General features: G+C 73.5%; 13 protein-coding genes. 8 read left to right on the top strand and 5 right to left on the bottom strand.

The genetic code is table 11. The features are described 5' to 3' along the window. Positions 1-53: 53 nt before the first annotated feature. The 5 genes from ABZ693_RS12760 (at position 54) to ABZ693_RS12740 (ending at position 10485) form a co-directional block, all read left to right on the top strand. Positions 54-1148, top strand: a complete 1095-nt coding sequence (locus ABZ693_RS12760) for a PucR family transcriptional regulator (protein ID WP_359875878.1) — start codon at positions 54-56, stop codon at positions 1146-1148. A gap of 485 nt (positions 1149-1633) precedes the next feature. Next, the gene (locus ABZ693_RS12755) at positions 1634-3664 is read left to right on the top strand and encodes a flotillin family protein (RefSeq protein WP_359875877.1); all 2031 of its coding nucleotides are present in this window, start codon (positions 1634-1636) and stop codon (positions 3662-3664) included. A gap of 208 nt (positions 3665-3872) precedes the next feature. Beyond that, positions 3873-8936 carry a DNA repair ATPase gene (locus tag ABZ693_RS12750; protein WP_359875876.1) on the top strand — a complete coding sequence of 1688 codons (5064 nt, stop codon included), beginning with the start codon at positions 3873-3875 and terminating at the stop codon, positions 8934-8936. 56 nt (positions 8937-8992) lie between these two features. After that, entirely contained in the window at positions 8993-9682 is a 690-nt protein-coding gene (locus ABZ693_RS12745; protein ID WP_359875875.1) for a ScbR family autoregulator-binding transcription factor, read from the top strand. Positions 9683-9798: 116 nt separating this feature from the next. Beyond that, positions 9799-10485 carry a ScbR family autoregulator-binding transcription factor gene (locus ABZ693_RS12740; protein WP_359875874.1) on the top strand — a complete coding sequence of 229 codons (687 nt, stop codon included), beginning with the start codon at positions 9799-9801 and terminating at the stop codon, positions 10483-10485. Positions 10486-10580: 95 nt separating this feature from the next. Here the strand turns inward: ABZ693_RS12740 and ABZ693_RS12735 are convergent, their stop codons facing one another. Then, on the bottom strand, positions 10581-11855 hold the full coding sequence (locus ABZ693_RS12735) for a M6 family metalloprotease domain-containing protein (protein WP_359875873.1): 1275 nt from the start codon (positions 11853-11855) through the stop codon (positions 10581-10583). A 208-nt stretch (positions 11856-12063) separates the two neighbouring features. Next, a complete protein-coding gene (locus ABZ693_RS12730) occupies positions 12064-12552 on the bottom strand; it encodes a MarR family winged helix-turn-helix transcriptional regulator (RefSeq protein WP_359875872.1) in 489 nt (162 codons plus the stop codon). A 132-nt stretch (positions 12553-12684) separates the two neighbouring features. Between ABZ693_RS12730 and ABZ693_RS12725 the strand changes: the two genes are divergently transcribed. Both ABZ693_RS12725 and ABZ693_RS12720 read left to right on the top strand, forming a co-directional pair. Further along, positions 12685-13500: a dioxygenase family protein gene (locus tag ABZ693_RS12725; RefSeq protein ID WP_359875871.1), complete on the top strand. Its 816-nt coding sequence runs from the start codon at positions 12685-12687 to the stop codon at positions 13498-13500. Positions 13501-13848: 348 nt separating this feature from the next. Further along, on the top strand, positions 13849-14850 hold the full coding sequence (locus tag ABZ693_RS12720) for a sigma-70 family RNA polymerase sigma factor (protein ID WP_359875870.1): 1002 nt from the start codon (positions 13849-13851) through the stop codon (positions 14848-14850). A 129-nt stretch (positions 14851-14979) separates the two neighbouring features. On the opposite strand, the gene ABZ693_RS12715 is transcribed toward ABZ693_RS12720, so the two are convergent. Next, the gene (locus tag ABZ693_RS12715) at positions 14980-15936 is read right to left on the bottom strand and encodes a helix-turn-helix transcriptional regulator (RefSeq protein WP_359875869.1); all 957 of its coding nucleotides are present in this window, start codon (positions 15934-15936) and stop codon (positions 14980-14982) included. 61 nt (positions 15937-15997) lie between these two features. Here ABZ693_RS12715 and ABZ693_RS12710 point away from each other — a divergent pair, with 61 nt between their 5' ends. After that, entirely contained in the window at positions 15998-17629 is a 1632-nt protein-coding gene (locus tag ABZ693_RS12710) for an MFS transporter (protein ID WP_435842407.1), read from the top strand. Positions 17630-17808: 179 nt separating this feature from the next. Here ABZ693_RS12710 and ABZ693_RS12705 read toward each other — a convergent pair whose 3' ends face one another. Both ABZ693_RS12705 and ABZ693_RS12700 read right to left on the bottom strand, forming a co-directional pair. Further along, positions 17809-18588 (bottom strand): DUF6227 family protein, encoded by a 780-nt coding sequence (locus ABZ693_RS12705; protein ID WP_359875868.1) that lies wholly within the window; start codon positions 18586-18588, stop codon positions 17809-17811. Between the two features lie 680 nt (positions 18589-19268). Further along, positions 19269-20108: an SDR family oxidoreductase gene (locus ABZ693_RS12700; RefSeq protein ID WP_359875867.1), complete on the bottom strand. Its 840-nt coding sequence runs from the start codon at positions 20106-20108 to the stop codon at positions 19269-19271. Between the last annotated feature and the right edge of the window lie 116 nt (positions 20109-20224).

The following is a 20224-nucleotide window of genomic DNA, read 5'->3' as shown; positions in this document are numbered from 1 at the left end:
GAATTCGGCGGGCACTCGGCGGGCAGACGGCGGGGAGAGGGCGGGGCGGCACGATGACGGACACGTACGAGCGCGAGCGAGACCGTGAGTACGGGCGTGAGCACGAGCAGGAGCACGAGTACGGGCCGCTGCTGGCGGACGTCGCGGGGAGCGGGCGGCGGCTGACCCGGGACGAGTTGCTGCGGCTGCGGGACTCGGGCGAGCGGGCGGCGGGGGACGGCGAGGCGCTGCGGGCGCTGATCGGCCGCCATCTGGAGGCGGTGCGCACCGCCTGGCCGGAGCGTTCGCTGTCGCGGCGGACCACGCTCGATCTGCTCGCGGTCGTGGAGCAGTCCATCGACGCCCTGTCCGGCGGGTTCGAGCGGGCCCAGCGGCTCGCGGTGCGCCAAGAGGAGGCGGAGCGGCGCGAGTTCATCGACGACCTGCTGCACGGCCGCAGCGACCTGGGCCGGATCGCCGCCCGGGCGGAACGTTTCGGCCTGCACCTCTCCCACGCGCACGCGGTCGCGGTGGCCTGCGGCCCGCGGTCGTACGGCGAGGCGGACCTCGCGCCGCAGCAGGTGGAGCGGGCGATGATCGGCCGGTTCGGCGACCGGAGCATCCTGGTGACGACGAAGGACGGCCGGATGGTGTGCGTCGCGCCGGGCGACCAGCGCGACGTCCTCGCGTACTTCGCGAAGCAGGCGTTCGCCGCGACCGGCGGCGGCCAGGCGGCGGTCGGCCGGTCCCAGCCCGGGGCCGGCGGCGTCGTCCACTCGTACGAGGAGGCCCTGCGCGCCCTGGAGCTCGCCGACCGGCTCGAACTCGACGTGCCCGTCCTGTACGCGGCCGATCTGCTGGTCTACCCGGTGCTCACCCGGGACCGGCAGGCCATGGAGGACCTGGTGGTCAGCGTGCTGGGGCCGTTGCGGGCGGCGCGCGGCGGGGCGGAGCCGCTGCTCGACACGCTGACGGCGTTCTTCGACAGCGGCTGTGTGACCACGCAGACCGCCCAGCGGCTCAGTCTGTCGGTCCGGGCGGTGACGTACCGGCTGGACCGGATCCACCGGCTGACCGGCGCGGATCTCGCCGATCCCACGAGCCGTTACACGCTCCAGACCGCCGTGATCGGGGCGCGTCTGCTCGGCTGGCCGGCGAAGCAGATCTGAGCGCGCCGGCGACGCGGGAACGGCGCGAGGGGCACGCGGGGGCGCGAGACGGCGCTAGAGGGGCGTGAAGTCGGCATAAAGAAGTCGTAAAAACTGCCGGACTCCGGCAATGCGCCGTGCCATGTCGGCACGTCAGAATGGCAGAGGCGAAGGCGCGGAAGCGCCTTCGCTGCCGGGCGCCGGAAGTGTGGAAGGGGAAGGTGGAAACGGCCCGGCGACGGAGCCGGTCGCCGCCTTCGCGTCGTCCGTCCGTCGGGGCGTCATCACGCCTCAGCGCTGTCGCGAACCCGCGTTCTCGCGTATCGCGTACGCACCGTGTCAACAGCTGTGACGTCGGCGCGCACGCTTCCGTTCCCGCTCCTGCCCCCGTCCTCGGTCCCGCCCGCGCTCTCGCGGTCCCCGCGAGCAGCCGACCCGGCGCGTGTCCGTGCGGACGAGCCGTGCGGGGACGACCGTCCTTCTCCGATCGTCAGGGGGGTCCTCACATGGATGCCATCACCTCAGGCCTGGGCGTACTCGTCGTCATGGTCCTGGTCGTCGCCCTCGTCGTCCTGTTCACGATCAGCCGCCTGTTCCGCAAGGTGGAACAGGGCAAGGCGCTGATCGTGTCCAAGATGCGCAAGGTCGACGTCACCTTCACCGGGCAGGTCGTGCTGCCCGTCCTGCACCGGGCCGAGATCATGGACATCTCGGTGAAGACCATCGAGATCTCCCGCACCGGCCGCGACGGCCTGATCTGCAAGGACAACATCCGGGCCGACATCCGGATCACCTTCTTCGTCCGCGTGAACAAGACCGTCGCGGACGTCGTGAAGGTCGCCCAGGCGATCGGCACGGCACGGGCGAGCGACCAGGCCACGCTGCAGGAGCTGTTCAACGCGAAGTTCTCCGAGGCGCTGAAGACCGTCGGCAAGCAGATGGACTTCACCGACCTGTACACGATGCGCGAGGAACTGCGCTTCCGGATCATCGAGATCATCGGCGTCGACCTCAACGGCTACAGCCTGGAGGACGCGGCGATCGACTACCTGGAGCAGACGCCGCTCACCCAGCTCGACCCCGACAACGTCCTCGACGCGCAGGGCATCCGGAAGATCACCGAGCTGACCACGGTCGAGCACGTGCGGACCAACGAGTTCCGGCGCACCGAGGAGAAGGAGATCACCCGGCAGAACGTCGACGCCCGGGAGGCCATCCTGGAGCTGGAGCGCCGTCAGGCCGACGCCGAGATCAAGCAGAAGCGCGAGATCGACACCGTACGGGCGCGGGAGGAGGCCGAGACCGCGCGGGTCGCGGAGGAGGAGCGGCTGCGCGCGCAGAGCGCCTTCCTGCGTACGGAGGAGCAGCTGGGCGTCCAGCGGGAGAACCAGGCCCGTGAGGTCGCGGTCGCCCAGAAGAACCGCGAGCGCGTCATCGCCGTCGAGAACGAGCGGATCGAGAAGGACCGCCTGCTCGAGGTCATCGCCCGCGACCGGGAGACCGAACTGACCCGGATCGCCGCCGAGAAGGAGGTCGAGGCGGAGCGCCGCGAGATCGCCGAGGTGATCCGCGAGCGGGTCGCGGTGGACCGTACGGTCGCCGAGCAGGAGGAGTCGATCAGGCGGCTGCGGACGGTCGAGGAGGCCGAGCGCGAGCGGGCCGCGATCGTCATCGCCGCCGAGGCGGAGGCGCAGGAGAAGCTGGTCAAGGACATCAAGGCGGCGGAGGCGGCCGAGCAGGCGGCCGTCCACAAGGCGGCCGAGGAGCTGACGCTCGCCGAGGCCCGCAACAAGGCCGCCGAGCTGGAGGCCCGCGCCAAGATCCGGCTCGCCGAGGGCATCGAGGCCGAGGCCGCCGCCGAGGGCCTGGCCGCCACCCGGGTCCGGCTGCAGGAGGCCGCGGCCATCGAGAAGACGGGCCGCGCGGAGGCCGACGCGACCGAGGCGCGGCTGCGCGCCGAGGCGGAGGGCCTGCGGGCGAAGGCGCTCGCGGAGGCCGAGGCGATCGGCGAGAAGCTGAAGTCGGAGGCCGCGGGTCTCACCGAGAAGGCCGCCGCCATGGCCGCGCTCGACGAGGCGTCGCGCGCCCACGAGGAGTACCGGCTCCGGCTGGAGGCCGAGAAGGACATCCGGCTCGCCGGGCTCGACGTCCAGCGGCAGGTCGCCGAGGCGCAGGCCACGGTGCTGGCGACCGGTCTGGAGAACGCGGACATCAACATCGTGGGCGGGGAGTCCGTCTTCCTCGACCGGCTGGTGCAGTCCATCTCGCTCGGCAAGGCGGTCGACGGGTTCGTCGACCACTCGCAGACCGCGCAGGCCCTGGCGAAGCCGTGGCTGAACGGGGACGGGGCCTTCACCGAGGACCTGACGAAGGTGCTCGGCTCGCTCTCCACGGCCGACGTGCAGAACCTGAGCGTGTCGGCGCTGCTCTCGAAGGTCATGCGGTCCGGCGTCCTGGACGCGGGGGCGCTCGTCCCGGCCCAGGCCGCGGTTCCGGTCGCCGCCGAGAGGAACGGTGCGGCCCCGGCCGCGAGCTGACCGCACCACCCGGACCGGGGGACACGGGGGACGTGACCAGGGGCCGGGGGAAACCGGGGGCCAGGGGGAGACCCGGGGTCCGGGGGAAACCGGAGCCAGGGGGGAATCGGGGGACGGGGGCCGGGAGGCCGGTGCCGGGTACGGGGGTTCCGGCACCGGCCCCCGGGCCTCCCCGCACGGCGCGGAGGAACGAGAGAGGTACGGCGGGATGAACACCACGACACCCGAGCAGCAGCAGGACACCGGCGCCCGGCGCGCCGCCGCCCACGGAGTCGACGAGGACGCGTACGCGGTGCTGCGCGACCGGCTCACCGCCCAGGCGGCCGAACTCGCCGCCCGTACCGAGGTGTTGAACGAGGCCCGGACCCGCGCCTTCGGCTCCGGCGACCTGGAGCTCACCGGCACCGGGCAGCTGCGGACCGCCGACGCCTGCGTCCTGACGGACCTGGTCGCCGTCGACCCCGCCGCCGGTCTGCTGCTGGCCGGCCGGACCCGCCCGGCCGCCGCCCGGAGCGGCGGCGAGCCGCGCGTCGCCGACGTCTTCGCCCTGTACGACCGGGAGTTCGCCGAGCGGCCCGAGGACGCCGTGCCCGGTCTCCTCGACGACCCGGCCTTCGTCCGCGAGTTCACCGCCCTGCACCGCTACTTCCAGGGCGCCCGGCTGCTCCGCCTGCGCCGTACGGAAGGACGCCTGCTCGCCGTCTTCGGCACGGGCAAGACGAGTGCGGGCAAGGCGGGTTTGGGCGCCGCGACCGGCCCCGGGGGCTCCGCGGACGGTGCCGAGGACCTGCGGGTGCTGCGCTGGGAGGCCGGCCCGTCCGGCACATACCGCTTCATGGACGCCCAGGGCGAGCGCGACCTCGTGGCCCTCGCCCCGCCCGCGCAGGAGGTCGACTGGCGGCAGACCGGCCGCGACGACCACGTACCTGGCCGGCATCCGCACATCTCCCTCGGCGGGCGGCTGTTCGTCTCCACCGTCGGCGGCACGCTCACCCTGAAGACGGCGGACGACACCGAGACCCGGGAGGGCGTGTACGCCGAGCCGGTCGACGAGCCGCTGCAGTCGCTCGCCGACGCCGAGGTCGCCCACGCCTCCGTCGGCCCGCTGCTCCTCGTCCGGGTCCGCCCGTACAAGGAGGAGACCGTCCGCCACCTGGTCTTCCACACCCTGACCGGCGAGACCGTCCGGCTCGACGGCCTCGGGCAGGCGTGCCTGCGGCTGCCCGAGGACCGGGGCGTCGTCTTCCCCGGCGGCTACTGTCTCGCCGACGGCACGGTGCGGACCTTCGACACGGACACCGCCGGGCTCGCGTACGACGGGTCCGTCACCTCCCCGCACGGCGAGGACGTCCTCTACACGTTCCGCGCGCCGGACGACGGGCGCAGCCTGCTGCTCCCGTACAACCGGGTCCGCGAGTCGGTCGACCGCCCGGTCGCCGGGCGCGGGCACGCGCTGCTCGACGACGGCACCATGGTGGTGCTGCGCGCGGGCGGCACGGAGGCGGGCCGGGTGCACACCGCGCAGGTGTGGCGGACCCCGTTCACGGCCGACACCCACACGGCTCCGGCCGGCACCGGCCCGGACGCCGACGGGCCGCTCGCCCGGATCGGCAACGCCGACCTGATCCGCGGCATCTCCGACTGCTTCGCCGTCGCCCGCCTGGCGACCGAGACCACCCCCGCGAACACGGGGGACCACCCGGCCTCCGGCCAGGCGTACGAGGCACTGGCCGCCGCCTGCGCCCGGGCCGCCGACGCCCACCACTGGCTCGGCGACCCGGACACCGGCGACCTGGCCGCCCCGCTCGACGCGGTCCGCGTGACCGCCGGCCAGGTGCTCGCCGAGTTCGAGACGGTGACCACCCTCGCGGCCCGGGCCGCCGACGCCCTCGCGGAGGCCGAGCGCGCGATCACCAAGCTCGTCCGGCAGGTCCGCGGCGAGTCCCCGGCCGGCGCCGAGGAGTGGATCGCCCGGCTCACCGCGCTGCGCCGCGCCCAGGGCCGGCTGCTCTCCGTACGCGAACTGCGGTACGCCGACACCGAGGCCGTCGACGCCCTGGCCCGCCGCACCGACGACGACCTCGCCTCCGCCGCCCAGCGGGCCGTCGCCTTCCTCCGCCGCGACGACGCGTTCACCGCGCAGGCCGCCGAGGCCGACCGGCTCGCCGCCGCCGCGGCCGAGGCCCGGACCGTCGCCGAGACCCGCGCGCTCGCCGAACGCCTCGACGAGCACGCCGCCGGGCTGCGCACCCTCAGCGAGGTCGTCGCCGGCCTCGACATCGCCGACGCCACCGTCCGCACCGCGATCCTGGAGCGGATCGCGGACGTCCTCGGCGGCGTCAACCGGGCCCGGGCCACGCTCACTTCGCGCCGAGCCGAACTCCTGGAGCACGAGGGGCGGGCCGAGTTCACCGCCGAGTTCGCCCTGCTCGCCGAGTCCGTCACCGGCGCCCTCGCCGACGCCGCCACCCCCGAGGACTGCGACACCCGGCTCGGCGCGCTGCTGCTCCAGCTGGAGAACCTGGAGTCCCGCTTCGCGGAGCACGACGGCTTCCTCGGCGAACTCACCGAGAAGCGCACCGAGATCCACGACGCGTTCGCCGCCCGCCGCCAGACCCTCACCGACGCCCGCGCCCGTCGCGCCGAGCGGCTCGCCGAATCGGCCGCCCGCATCCTGGAGTCGGTCGCCCGGCGGGCCGCGCAGCTCGGCGGCGACGACGACGTCCACACGTACTTCGCCTCCGACCCGATGGTCGCCAAGGTCCGCCGCACCGCCGACGAACTGCGCGAACTCGGCGACCAGGTACGGGCGGAGGAGCTGGCGGGCCGGCTCGCGGCCGCCCGGCAGGAGGCCGGGCGCGCGCTGCGCGACCGGGCCGAGCTGTACGCCGACGGCGGCGAGACCATCCGGCTCGGCCGGCACCGCTTCGCCGTCCAGCGCCAGTCGCCCGAACTCACCCTGGTCCCGCACGGTGACACCCTCGCCTTCGCGCTGACCGGCACCGACTACCGCGCGCCCGTCGACGACCCGGAGCTGGCGGCGGCCCGCCCGTACTGGAACCGCGCGCTGCCCTCCGAGTCGCCGGACGTCTACCGCGCCGAGTACCTGGCCGCCCGGCTGCTCGCCGAGCACGGTGCCGACGCGCTCGCCGCCCTGCCCGCCGACGCCGAGGCCGCGGACGGCGCGACGACGGACAGCCTGGCCGCGCTGGTCCGGCGGGCCGCCGAGGCCGCGTACGACGAGGGGTACGAGCGCGGGGTCCATGACCACGACGCGACGGCCGTCCTCGCCGCCGTGCTGCGGCTGCGCGAGGGCGCCGGAGTGCTGCGCCACCCGGCGGCGGCGCGGGCCGCCGCCCAGTTCTTCTGGGCGCACACGGCCGACGAGGAGTCGCGTACCCGCTGGCAGCGGCGGGCCGTCTCGCTCACCCGGGCCCGCGACCTGTTCGGCGCGGCCCCGGCCCTCGACGTGCTGCGCGCCGAACTGGCCGAGGAGACCGGCGACCCGGCCGCCGCCGCGTACCTCGTGGAGGAACTGGCCGCCGCCCCGGCCGGGTTCGCGGTCTCGGCCGAGGCCCGCACCCTCCTGGAGAAGTTCCGCCGGGCCGTCGGCACCACGGCGTACGACGAGGACGTCCGCGCCCTGCCGGACCTCGCCGCCCGCCGCCAGCTCGTCGAGGGCTGGCTGCACGCCTACGCGACCGCCTCCGGCGAGCCGGACGAGACGGCCGGCAGCGGTGTCCTGGCGGAGGCCGCCGCCGTCGAACTCTGCTCCGTACTCGGCCACTACGACGTCGACGGCGCCACCACGGCCACCGTCACCGGCCTGCTCGGCAGCCATCCCCGCCTGCACGGGCGGACGTTGGAGCTGCGGCTCGCCGAATTCCTCCACCGCACGGCCGAGTTCACCACCCAGGACGTCCCGGCGTTCCGCGCCTACCAGCGCCGCCGCGCCGCGCTCGTCGCCGACGCCCGCGGACGGCTGCGCCTGGACGAGCACCGGCCGCGCGTCATGTCGTCGTTCGTCCGCAACCGGCTCGTCGACGAGGTGTACCTGCCGCTGATCGGCGACAACCTCGCCAAGCAGCTCGGCGCGGCGGGCGACGCCAAGCGCGCCGACACCCACGGCCTGCTGATGCTGCTCTCGCCGCCCGGCTACGGCAAGACGACCCTCGTCGAGTACGTCGCCGACCGCCTCGGCCTGCTCCTGGTCAAGGTCGACGGCCCCGCCCTCGGCCGCGCCACCACCTCCCTCGACCCGGCCGAGGCGCCCGACTCGGCGGCCCGGCGCGAACTGGAGAAGATCGCCTTCGCGCTCGCCGCGGGCAACAACGTGATGCTGTACGTGGACGACATCCAGCACTGCTCGCCCGACTTCCTGCAGAAGTTCATCCCGCTCTGCGACGCCACCCGCACCCTCGCCGGGCACGACCTGCGCGGCAAGCGCTTCGCCGTCTGCATGGCCGGCAACCCGTACACCGAGTCCGGCGGCCGCTTCCGCGTCCCCGACATGCTCGCCAACCGCGCCGACGTGTGGAACCTCGGCGACGTCCTGACCGGGAAGGAGGAGGCGTTCGCGTTCAGCTTCGTGGAGAACGCCCTCACCTCCCACCCCGACCTCGCCCCGCTCGCCGGCCGCGACCGCGCCGACGTGGAACTCCTCGCCCGGCTCGCCGCCGGCGACCCGCTCGCCGACCGCTCCCGGCTCCGGCACCCGTACGCGCCCGTCGAGTCGGACCGCGTCCTGACCGTCCTGCGGCATCTGCTCACCGCCCGCGCCACGGTGCTCGCCGTGAACGAGGCGTACATCGACTCCGCCGCCCAGACCGACGAGGCGCGCACCGAACCGCCGTTCCGGCTGCAGGGCTCGTACCGCAACATGAACAAGATCGCGGCCCGGATCTCCCCGGCGATGAACGACGCCGAACTCGCCGCCGTCGTCGACGACCACTACACGGCCGAGGCCCAGACCCTCACCGGCGACGCCGAGGCCAACCTGCTCCGGCTGGCCGCGCTGCGCGGCACCCGGACGCCCGAACAGACCGCCCGCTGGCGGGAGATCGTCGCCGCGACCGGCCGCACCCGCGCGCTCGGCGGCGCGGCCGACGACCCGCTGGGGCGGGCGGTCGCCGCCCTCGGCCTGCTCGCCGACCGGATCGCGGCCGTCGAGACCGCGATCACCCGCGCCGCCGACCCGCGCATGCTGCTCGCGCGGCCCGACGGGCCCGCCCGGCACGCGCGGACGCCGGAGGGCGAGGACGGGACCGGCTGACAGCCGGTGGCCTTATCGTGTCTCCCGACCGTGAGGTACGGAGGGGAGGCGGCGCAGTGGCACGACAGGAACGGGCCATCCGCACACGGCAGAAGATCCTGCTGGCCGCGGCGGGACTGTTCGACGAGGTCGGCTACGAGGCGGCGACGATCGCGGAGGTGCTGCGGCGCTGCGGTGTCACCAAAGGCGCCCTGTACTTCCACTTCACGTCCAAGGAGGAGCTGGCCCAGGAGGTCCTCGCCGCCCAGATCGCGATGCTCCCGCCGGTGCCGCCGCGGCCGCTGCTGCTCCAGACCCTCACCGACGAGGCCCTGGTCCTGGCCCATCTCCTGCGGGTCGCAGATCCGTTGGTGCGCGGCAGCGTGCGGCTCACGGTGGACCAGGGCTCGCCGCACGACGGCCTCGACCGGCGGATCCCGATGCGCGGCTGGATCGACCGCACGGCGGAGGTGTTCACCCGCGCCCGGGCGGCCGGCGAGCTGTTGCCGCACGTGGACATCCCCGCCATGGCCCACCTGTTCACGGCCTCCTTCACCGGCGTGCAGGTGCTCTCCAAGATCATGACGGGGCACGCCGACATGGTCGAGCGGGTCTCGGACCTGATGCGGACGACCATGAGTTCCGTCGCCGTCCCGGGCGTCCTCGTCCGCCTCGACTTCTCCCCGTCCCGCGCGCGGCCCGCCTACGAGGAGGCCCTGCGGGCCGGCGGCACCCGCCCGCCGGCCCCGGCCCCCGCGAGCGAGTGACGTGGTGTCAGAAATCGGGTTCTCCGAGGCCGGAGGCGACTGGGGCGGTTTGTTACAGTGCGCGACATGTGCCACGAAGGCGTGGGCATCCCCAACGGCGTGGTGACGGAGACCTCTTGGCCAGGCAGATGCGGGCGGTACGGACGCGCGACGCCCTCGTCGAGTCGGCGGCCGCGCTCTTCGACCGGGACGGCTTCGACGTCGCCTCGCTCGCGGCCGTCAGCGCCCGGGCCGGGGTCAGCAGCGGCGCCCTGAACTTCCACTTCCCCAGCAAGGTGGAGCTGGCCGAGGCGGTCGTCGCGGCCGCCGCCGAACGGCTCGTCCGGATCATCCGGGACCGCGAGGCGCCGACACTCCAGTCGGTGATCGACGCCAGCCACGAACTCGTCCGGGGCCTGCGCGGCGACGCCGTCCTGCGGGCCGGCTTCGCGCTGAGCGGCTGCCGCCGGGCCCGCCGCCGCTGCGACGCCGCGGGCGACGGCCCCGGTACGGATCTGCGGCGGCTGTGGTGCGGCTGGGTCGAGTCCGTCGTCGCCCGGGCCGAGCGCGAGGGCCAGCTGGCGCCGGACGTGACGGCCGAGGAGGTGACCGAGACGGTCGTCGCGGTCGCCACCGGGCACGCGGTCCTCGGCACCCAGGACCCGCGCTGGCTGGAGGGGGCCCCGCTGACCCGGTTCTGGGCGCTCCTGCTGCCCCGCGTGGTGGGCGCGGCCCGGGCCGGGCTCTTCGTGGCCGCGGGGGCGCGGGGGACGGAGCCGCTCCACCCCCGGCCGGTGGCGGTCACGGTGGGTGGCGAGGTCTGACGTAGGCCGGAAGGCCCGTCCGTACATTCCGATCCCCTGATCCGTTCACCCCGATCCGCACACCCTGACGCGTACCCCCGGAGACGGCCCGGGGATCAGCGCCGGCTCACCCGGACCCGGTAGCCGCCCGACTCCTCGTCCTTGTCGAGGACGGTGATCCGGACGCCGTCGGTCCGGTCGACGAAGGACTCGCCCGGCCCGTACGGGGCGTCCGACAGCTCCGCGTGGACGTTGGGCCGCCGCGTGCAGCCGGCGCTGCCGTGGGTGCTGTCGGTGACGGTGACCGGCCCGTGCCCGGTGTCCACGTCCGTGTCGACCCGGTAGACGAGGACGCCGGGCTTGCAGACCGCCTCGTCGTTGCCCCCGCGGGTGCGCACCTCGACCGCGTACCCGGAGGTGGCGGAGAGCGGCACGAAGATCAGCTTGGGGCCGCCCTCGACGGCCAGCGGGGTCAGCGTGTACGCGAAGTCGCCGGGCCGGGCGGCGCAGTGCACCTGGTCGTTGTCGAGCCAGCCGAGCTTCCACTTGTGCCAGCCCAGCAGGTCGTTGTTGGCCCCCCAGTCCTCCGACATGATGTCCCAGTGCCCGACAGTGCCGCCGCCGTCCGGCGTGTAGAGGTCGGGCAGCCCGAAGACATGTCCGTTCTCGTGCGGCAGCACGCGGTAGCCGGTCTTGCCGTACGCGCCGGAGCCGTCGTCCTGCCGGCTGTAGACGAAGGACGTGTTGGACAGCGCGACCCCGTCGGCGTAGGGCGCCTCCTCGTTGCCGGAGAAGGTGACGGACAGGACGGTGTCCAGGGCGGACGGCCCGGCGTTCGGTGTGACGAGCACGTTGACCAGGTCGTACGCGCTGAAGTCCACCCGCCCGTCGGCCGCCTTCACGATGTCCTCGACGAGCGTGCGGTAGCCCGGCTCGTAGGGGGAGCCGCGCCCGACCGCGTACGACGAGAAGGGGTGGGGCATCCGCAGCCAGTCGGGTATCGGGGCCTCGGCGCGGTAGTGCAGCCGGCCGTAGGAGCTGACCTCGAACCACTGGGCGGTCTGCGGGAAGAACTCGCGGAAGCGGCTCATCGCCGTGCCCTGCCCGGGCGCGTCCGGGAAGTCGACCATCAGGCTGAGGGCCCGTACGGACCCGGTGGAGTGCACGTAACCGGGTGCGGTGGGCACCCCTTCCGACATCTGCACACCCATCGTCGTGGCGATCCGGCACGGCACCAGCGACTCCTTCCCGTGCCCGGTGGCCACCGGCCCCGCGGAGGCGGGGGCCGGGCCGGGCAGGGTGGCGCTGGCCGTCGCGAGGGCGGCGAGCGCGAGCGTGGCCGCCGAGGCCAGGACGACGGGTCTGCGTATCCGACGGCGGGTGTCCTGCATCCGGTCGCCTCTCGCCTGTCACAGACGGTCGACCGCGGGCCGCGCGTGCGGGAGCTCCGGGGTGTGCGGGACGCGCGTGCGCCGCGGGCGCCGCGGACGACGCGGCGCTTCGATCAGCCTGTGACGCGGGGGCCCGGTACGCGCGCGGGGTGGGCCGACCGGGCGATACGGGACGGGGCGCGGGAGCCGGCGTGGGCAGGGGAGCCGGTCAGCGCAGCCAGGGTAGATCGGCGTCCGGGCCCTCGGGCTGGAGCCCCTCGGCGACGGACCGCATGATCGCGCCGAGCTGCTCGGCCTGCTCCGGCGTGAGCCGGTCGAAGAGCGCCTGCCGTACGGCCCCGACGTGCCCGGGCGCGGTCCGGCGCAGCACCTCGGCCCCCTCGTCGGTCAGCGCGGCGAACTGGCCGCGCTTGTCGGAGGGGCAGGTCTCGCGGGCGACCCAGCCGTTCTTCTCCAGGCGGGCGATCGCGTGCGAGAGCCGGGACCGGGTGATCTTCGCGTCCTTGGCCAGCTCGGTCATCCGCAGCCGGCGCCGCGGCGCCTGGGAGAGCTGGACGAGCAGCGCGTAGTAGAGGTGCGGCATCCCGGCGTCGCGCTGCAGCTGGCGGTCGAGATGGTCCTCCAGGAGGGTGGTGGCGTGGAGGTAGGAACGCCAGACGCACTGTTCCTCGTCACTGAGCCAACGGGGTTCGGTCATGGCCCCATGCTACGACCAATCCTTGAAAGTTGAACTAGATCAGGTCTAAGCTGAGCAGAAAGCTTGAACTTTCAAGAGAACTTCGAAGGCCCCCCGGCCCGAACCCGTCACCCAAGGAGGCGGAGGCCCGCCATGGACGCAGCCACCGGCACCACGCTCGACCACCCCACCCCGGCCCCCGCCCGGATGCCGGCCCTCTATCTCTCACACGGCGCCCCGCCGCTCGCCGACGACGCCGTCTGGCCGGGCCAGCTGGCCGCCTGGTCGGCCGGCCTGCCCCGCCCCAAAGCCGTCCTCATGGTCTCCGCGCACTGGGAGGAGGCCCCGCTGGCCCTCGGCGCCACCGAGACCGTGCCGCTCGTCTACGACTTCTGGGGCTTCCCCGAGCGCTACTACCGCGTGCGGTACGCGGCCCCGGGCGCGCCGGCGCTCGCCGAGTCCGTCCGCAAGCTGCTGCGCGCCCCCGGCTCGCCCGTGCAGGACACGCCCGACCGGGGCCTCGACCACGGCGCGTACGTGCCGCTCGTCGAGATGTACCCGGACGCCGACATCCCCGTCCTCCAGATCTCCCTGCCCACCCTCGACCCGCGCCGCCTCATGGACATCGGCCGCAAGCTGGCCCCGCTGCGCGACGAGGGCGTGCTGATCGTCGGCAGCGGCTTCTTCACCCACAACCTGGCCGCCCTGCGGCACGCGGGCGTGCCCGGCTGGTCCGTCGAGTTCGACGCCTGGGGCCACGAGGCGCTCGCCGCGCAGGACGTCGACGCCCTGCTCGATTTCGAACACAAGTCCCCCTCCGGCCGCCTCGCCCACCCGCGCACCGAGCACTTCGCCCCGCTCTTCGTCGCCATGGGCGCGGCGGACGCGGCCGGCGACCTCGACGAGCAGCGCAGCGTCATCGACGGCTTCTGGATGGGCCTGGCGAAGCGCTCGGTCCAGTTCGGCTGACCGTCGCGCGTGCCCTGAGCAACCCGGCGGCGGCCCAGGTCGTCTTCACGGCGGGAACGGAATCCGGAGGCCGCTACTCCAGTGATGTGACCGAGGTCTCACCAGCCCAGCGTCGCGGATCTTCGTCAAGGGGGCGAAAACCCCCTTCACTCAGGCCCTGACCTGCGCGTCCGTGGCTTCCGGGCCCCCCTCCCTCCGCCCTCCCGACGACGCGACGGCGGCGCAGGATACTGCATGATCACGAAAATCCTGTGCCGGGTGGGAATTCTGTCCTGATTCCAGTCGTTGTTTCCGTCGGATGCAGGGCACCCGAAAAGGTGTCGCGACCTACTCAGCAAGGGAGCACGCATGGCAACCCGTGCCGTCGCCCGTCGTCAGTCCTCCGCCAAGAGCGGAGCCGGCCGGGCCAGCAGCGTTCGCGTCGTGGGCGGGGAGATCGCCGACCGCGACCTGGTCGGCATGTACCTCGACGAGATCGCGCGTACGCCCCTGCTCGACGCCGCCAAGGAAGTCGAACTCTCCCAGACCATCGAGGCGGGCGTCTACGCCCGGCAGATCCTCGACGGCGAGGTGGAGACCAAGGCCGGCGGAGCCTCCCGCGAGGAGCTGGAGGCGCTGGTCGCCGAGGGCGAGCGCGCCAAGGACCTCTTCATCAAGTCCAACCTCCGCCTCGTCGTCGCCGTCGCCCGCCGCTACCCGCGCAGCGGCCTGCCGCTGCTCGACCTGATCCAGGAGGGCAACGCGGGCCTGGTGCGCGCGGTCGAGAAGTTCGACTACGCGAAGGGCTTCAAGTTCTCCACGTACGCCACGTGGTGGATCCGCCAGGCCATCACCCGCTCCATAGCCGACCAGTCCCGCACCATCCGGCTCCCCGTCCACCTGGTGGAGGAGCTCGGCCGGATCCGCCGCGTCCAGCGCGAGTTCAACCGCGAGCACGGCCGCGAGCCGGAGCCCGCCGAGATCGCCACCGAACTGGGCTCCACCCCGGAACGCGTCACGGACGTCCTGGACTGGGCGCGCGACCCGGTGTCGCTCAACATGTCGGTCGACGACGAGGGCGAGACGCAGTTCGGCGACCTGCTGGAGGACACCTCGGCGGTCACGCCGGAGCAGTCCGTCCTCACCCTCCTGCGCAGCGAGGAACTGGACGACCTGATCGACAAGCTCGACCACCGCACCGCCTCCATCATCCGGATGCGCTACGGCATCGAGGACGGCCGCGAACGCACCCTCACCGAGGTCGGCAAGGAACACGGCCTCACCCGCGAACGCATCCGCCAGATCGAGAAGCACGCCCTCCTGGAACTGAAGAAGATGGCCCACGACACAGGCTTCGACGCCGTAGCGTGAGCCGCATGAGAAAGCCCCCTCCGCCAGGGAGGGGGCTTTTTTCGTGCCCTCTCCTCCCCACCCCTTTCCCCCCCCACAGGCCGGAAAGTGGCCCCGGACCCGCACCCCTCACCCCTCACCCCGCACCTCTCACCCCACAGACGCCCCCAACCGACCCGCCACCTCCCTCACGTACCCCACCAACGACTCCGGCCCATGCACCCGAAACCCCACCTCCACCATCGCCAACCGCGCCACCAGCCACTCCGCCGAATCCACCGTCCGCACCCGCAGCCGGCACCGCCCTTCCCCCTCCGCCACCGGCACCAGGTGCGCCGGCAACCGCGCCGCCACCACCTCCACCGGCGCCTCGAACGTCACGTCCAGCTCCAGTTCCGGCTGCGCCCGTGACATGGAGCGCGTCATGAACTCGGCCACGTCCCCCGCGGGCAGCTCCCGCGGCGTGTAGCGCGCGCCGGTCGGGAAGGGGTCGCTGACCCGGTCGACGCGGAAGGTCCGCCAGTCGTCGCGCCCGAGGTCGTACGCGACGAGGTACCAGCGCCGCCCGGTGGACACGAGCCGGTACGGCTCGACGAGCCGCTTCGTCTCGGCGCCGTCGCCCGCCCGGTACCCGAACCGCAGCCGTTCCTGCCCGGTGACCGCGCCGGCGAGCGTGGTGAGCGTCTGCGGCGCGACGGTGGCGCCGTCGCCGCGGGTGAGCGGGATCGTGGCGTTCTGGAGGGTGGAGACGCGGTGCCGGAGGCGGGACGGGAGGACCTGTTCCAGTTTGGCGAGGGCGCGTACGGACGCCTCCTCCACGCCTTCGATGGCGTGCCCCGCCCCGGCCCGCAGCCCGACGGCGATGGCCACGGCCTCCTCGTCGTCGAGGAGGAGCGGGGGCATGGCGGTGCCGGCGACGAGCCGGTAGCCGCCGAGTGCTCCCTTGGTCGCCTCGACGGGGTAGCCGAGGTCGCGGAGCCGGTCGATGTCCCGGCGGATGGTGCGCGGCGAGACGTCGAGCCGGTCGGCCAGTTCGCTGCCGGGCCACTCGCGCGGGGTCTGGAGGAGCGACAGCAGATTCAGGAGTCGTGCCGGAGTGTCCGTCATGGCTCCAGGATGAGGGCAAACGAGGACACGACCTGACCTATATGACCTCTAGATTCTTCCTATGAGTTCACAAGCCGCCGCTCAGGCACCGAACCCCACAGCACCCACCGGCACCACCAGTACAACGGGCTCCACCAGCTCCACCAGCTCCACCAGCTCCACCAGCTCCACCGGCACCACCGACCCCGCGGACCGCCGCCGCTGGATCGCCCTCGCGATCGTCATGACCGCCGCGTTCATGGACCTGGTCGACGCCACGATCGTCAACATCGCGATCCCGAGCATCGAGCGGGACCTGGGCGCGACGTTCGGCGCGATCCAGTGGATCACCGCCGGGTACGCGCTCGCGTTCGCCGCGGGCCTGATCACCGGCGGCCGGCTCGGCGACATCTACGGCCGCAAGCGGCTCTTCCTGACCGGCACCGCCGGCTTCACGCTGGCGTCCGCGCTGTGCGGTGTCGCCGCGAACCAGGAGATGCTGGTCGGCTCGCGCCTGCTGCAGGGCGCGGCGGCGGCGCTGATGGTGCCGCAGGTGCTGTCGATCGTGCACGTCACCTTCCCGGCGCACGAGCGCGGCAAGGTCTTCGGTCTGTTCGGCGCGATCATCGGGCTCGGCGCGGTGTCGGGCCCGCTGCTCGGCGCGCTGCTGACCCAGTGGAACATCGCGGGCCTGGAGTGGCGCCCGATCTTCCTCATCAACCTGCCTGTCGGCGTCGCCGCCCTCATCCTGGGCCGCCGCTTCATCACCGAGTCCAAGGCCCCGAAGGCGCTCCGCCTGGACCTGGTGGGCGTCGTCCTGGTGACCGGCGCGCTGCTGATGCTGATCTACCCGCTGACCCGCGGCCGCGAGCTGGGCTGGCCGCTGTGGGGCCACCTGATGATGGCGGGCAGCCTGCTGGTCTTCGGCGCGCTCGTCGCGTACGAGAAGCACAAGGCGCGCAAGGACGGTTCGCCGCTCGTCGAGCTGTCGCTGTTCAAGGTGCCGTCGTTCGCGGCGGGCATCGCCGTCCAGCTGACGTTCGGCGTCGTGATGGGCATCTTCTTCCTGGTCTGGACGCTCTACATGCAGATCGGCCTGGGCTGGAGCCCGCTGAAGGCCGGCCTGACGGGCGTGCCGTTCTCGGTGGCCGTGTCCGTGGCGGCGGGTCTCTCGGTGCAGCAGCTGGTGCCGCGCTTCGGCCGCAAGGTGCTGCAGACGGGCGCCCTGACGATGGCGACGGGCATCCTGATCTACCTCTGGGAGGCCGGGCACTACGGCACCGGCATCGCGCCCTGGCAGATGATCCCGCCGCTGGTGGTGATGGGTCTGGGCATGGGCCTGATCGTGGCGCCGCTGACCGACGCGGTGCTGTCCGGAGTGCCGCGCGAGCACGCCGGATCGGCCTCGGGCCTGATCAACACGACCGGGCAGATGGGCAACGCGCTCGGCCTCGGCCTGGTGTCGGTGGTGTTCTTCGGCGCGATCGACGAGAAGCGGCTCGCGGTGATGCCGCAGGAGACGGGCGACGCGTTCGTCCGGGCGTTCCAGAACTCGCTGGGCTGGACGGTGGCGGTGCTCGCCGCCATCTTCCTGGTGATGTTCGCGCTGCCGGCCAAGACGCGGCAGCACCTGGAGGGCGGCGACGACGAGGAGCCGGGCACGGCCGCGGCGGGCGACGCCGAGGCGGCGAAGGAGCCCGCCCTGGTCTCCTGACGGAGCCCGACAGCCTGAGCGGCTGAGGAACCGAGGGGCGGCGCGCCATCACCGGCGCGCCGCCCCTCACCCGTTCTCCGGCACCCCGCGCCCGGCGCACGCCCCGCACGACGCGCGCCCCCGCGTGATCCCCGCCCCGTCCGGTGCCCGCCCCGCACACCTCGCGAGCGAAGGGGGTGTCAGCGGACCCGGGAGCGGGACTCCATCGCGTCGCGGGCGGCGCGCTCGCTCTCGTACACCTCGCACATGTGCCGGCCGTCGGGGGTCGCCGTGTGCTCGACCTCCCACAGGCTGACCTCGCTGCCGTCGAGCAGCAGGAACTGGTGCTCGTAGAGCGTGAAGCCGGCGTCCCGGCCGCCCTCCAGCGGGCACTGGCGTCCGAGCGCCTGCGTGATGTGGTGCGCGAACGCGAGCCGCAGCCGGCCCGCCATCGCCTCGCCCGGCCGGTCCGCGTTCTCCGCGCGGCGCAGCACCCGGCGGGCGTGGTCGTCGGAGTTGTCCGGCACGTACATCCGGGGCTGGGCGGGTATCGGGCGGGCGAAGAGCGAGCTCAGCAGCTCCAGGTCGCCGTCCCCGGCGGACGGCGTGCCGCCGTCGCGGTCCCCCGACCAGTCGGGCGACGGGCCCTCCGGCAGCCGGGACACGGCGAGCCGGACCTCGGCCTCCTCCGTGTACAGCTCGTGCTGCTCGGCGCCGCCCCGGCCGGAGTTGTGCACGAGCTCCCAGAGGCCCAGCGCGGAGCCGTCGGGGAGGAGATAGGTGTGGCGGTACGTGGTGCGGTGCAGCGCCGCGCTGTGGTGCGAGGAGTACAGCGCGGTGGAGTGGGCCAGGGCCGTCTCCAGCCGCTCGATCACGGAGTCGGGCAGATCGAAGGAGTTGAGCGCCCGGCCGAGGAGTCGCTCAAGGTGGGTCTCGGTCGTCTCGTACGGATCGTGGGAAGGATCCTTCGGATCGTTCAAGAGGGTCTCCAGGCCGTCGCCGCATGTCACTTGGTGCTTGCTCAACGTAGCCCTTGGGGCTGACATCGTGTCCGGCGTTCGGAAAAACGAGGGGGGCACACGACGAGTTCCCGCGCCCCCCGTGCGTCTTCTTCAACTTCCCTTGGTATACCCCCAGTCGGCTTCCGCGGCTAGTCGCCGGACAGCGCGCCGCGCGTGTCGTCCGCGTGTCGTCCGGATGTCGCCCGGTGTTCCGCCTGATCCGGGATACGGGGCCCGGTTCGGCGGCCGGCCGCCGGGTCGTGGCGGCCCTCGGGGTACGCGGGGAATCCGGCTCCCGGACCGGAGCCGCAGGTGAGCGGGGTGGGCGGGGCGCGGACGAGGGCCCGGACGGCCGGTGCGGCGCCCGCCGCGGGGATCACGTCGCGCGCGAACGTCCCCGGCGCGGGCGGATGTTCACGCGCCCCCGGCCCCACGAGGGCGAAGGCCCTGTCCCCGTCGGGGTGGAGGGGGCGGAGCACACGGCGCGCGCGATGCCCGTGTGCGCCGTCTCTGCGACCTTCCGCGCCTGCGCGCGGGGCGGCACCGTTGTGCATCGTTACGCGCGCGTGACCGGCCCGGAGGCCGGCCACGCCCGTCGGCCCACCCGTCGCTCCGTCAACAGGCTGATATTCGGTCATACCGACGGTGGAGTGCCGGGGTCAGAATTTGGGGCCGAGGTACGTACCGCCCGATGCGTCGATCACGGTGCCGGTGATCCAGCGCCCGTCCGGCGAGGCCAGGAACGCCACCGGATCGGCGATGTCCTCCGGCTGCCCCACCCACGGCAGCGCCTGCCCGGCGATCATCAGGTGCTCCAGCTCCGGCACGGCGGCCAGCCGGGCGGTGAGCGCGGCGGTCTCCGTGGGGCCCGGCGCGACCGTGTTGACGGTGATCCGGCGGGCGCCGACGACATTCGCGAGGGTGCGGGTGAAGGTCTCCATCGCGCCCTTCGTCATGGCATAGGCCAGCTCGTCGGCGAGCGCGATCCGGGTGACGCCGGACCCGATGTTCACGATGCGGCCCCCGTCGCGCAGCACCGGCAGAAGCTGCTGCACCAGGAAGAACGGCGCCCGGACGTTGACCGCGAAGAGCCGGTCGAAGCCCTCGACGGTCTCGTCCTGGAGGTGCCCGCCGGAGGTGGCGACGGCCGCGTTGTTGACCAGGACGTCCAGCGGGGCGCCCGAGTCCGCCGTACGCCCGGTGTGCGCGGCGAGTCCGGCCCGTACGCCGTCCACGAGCGTCAGCACCCCGTCGTACGAGGCCAGATCGGCGCCCACCGCGAACGCCCGGCCGCCGGCCGCCGCGATCAGGTCCACGGTCTCCTGCGCGGCCGCCGCGTCCGACCCGTAGTGGACGGCGACGACCATCCCGTCCCGGGCGAGCCGCCGCGCGACGGCCCGCCCGATGCCGCGCGAGGCGCCGGTGACCAGGGCGGTACGGGTGGTGCCGGCCTCGGAGTCGTCGTCGAAGCCGTCGTCGAAGCCGTCGTGGGTCCGCATGGTGATGCTCCTGTCCGTCCCGGGCGTTCGCCGGGAACAGGACCGAGCGTCGCGGGCCCCGCTGACGAACCGCGCACGAGCGGCTGACGGACACCGACGGACACCGACGGACACCG

The organism is Streptomyces laurentii (assembly GCF_040635425.1).
Lineage (GTDB): Bacteria > Actinomycetota > Actinomycetes > Streptomycetales > Streptomycetaceae > Streptomyces > Streptomyces laurentii.
Note: the sequence above shows the minus strand (reverse complement) of the source record. Positions and strands in the feature narration are given on the sequence as shown.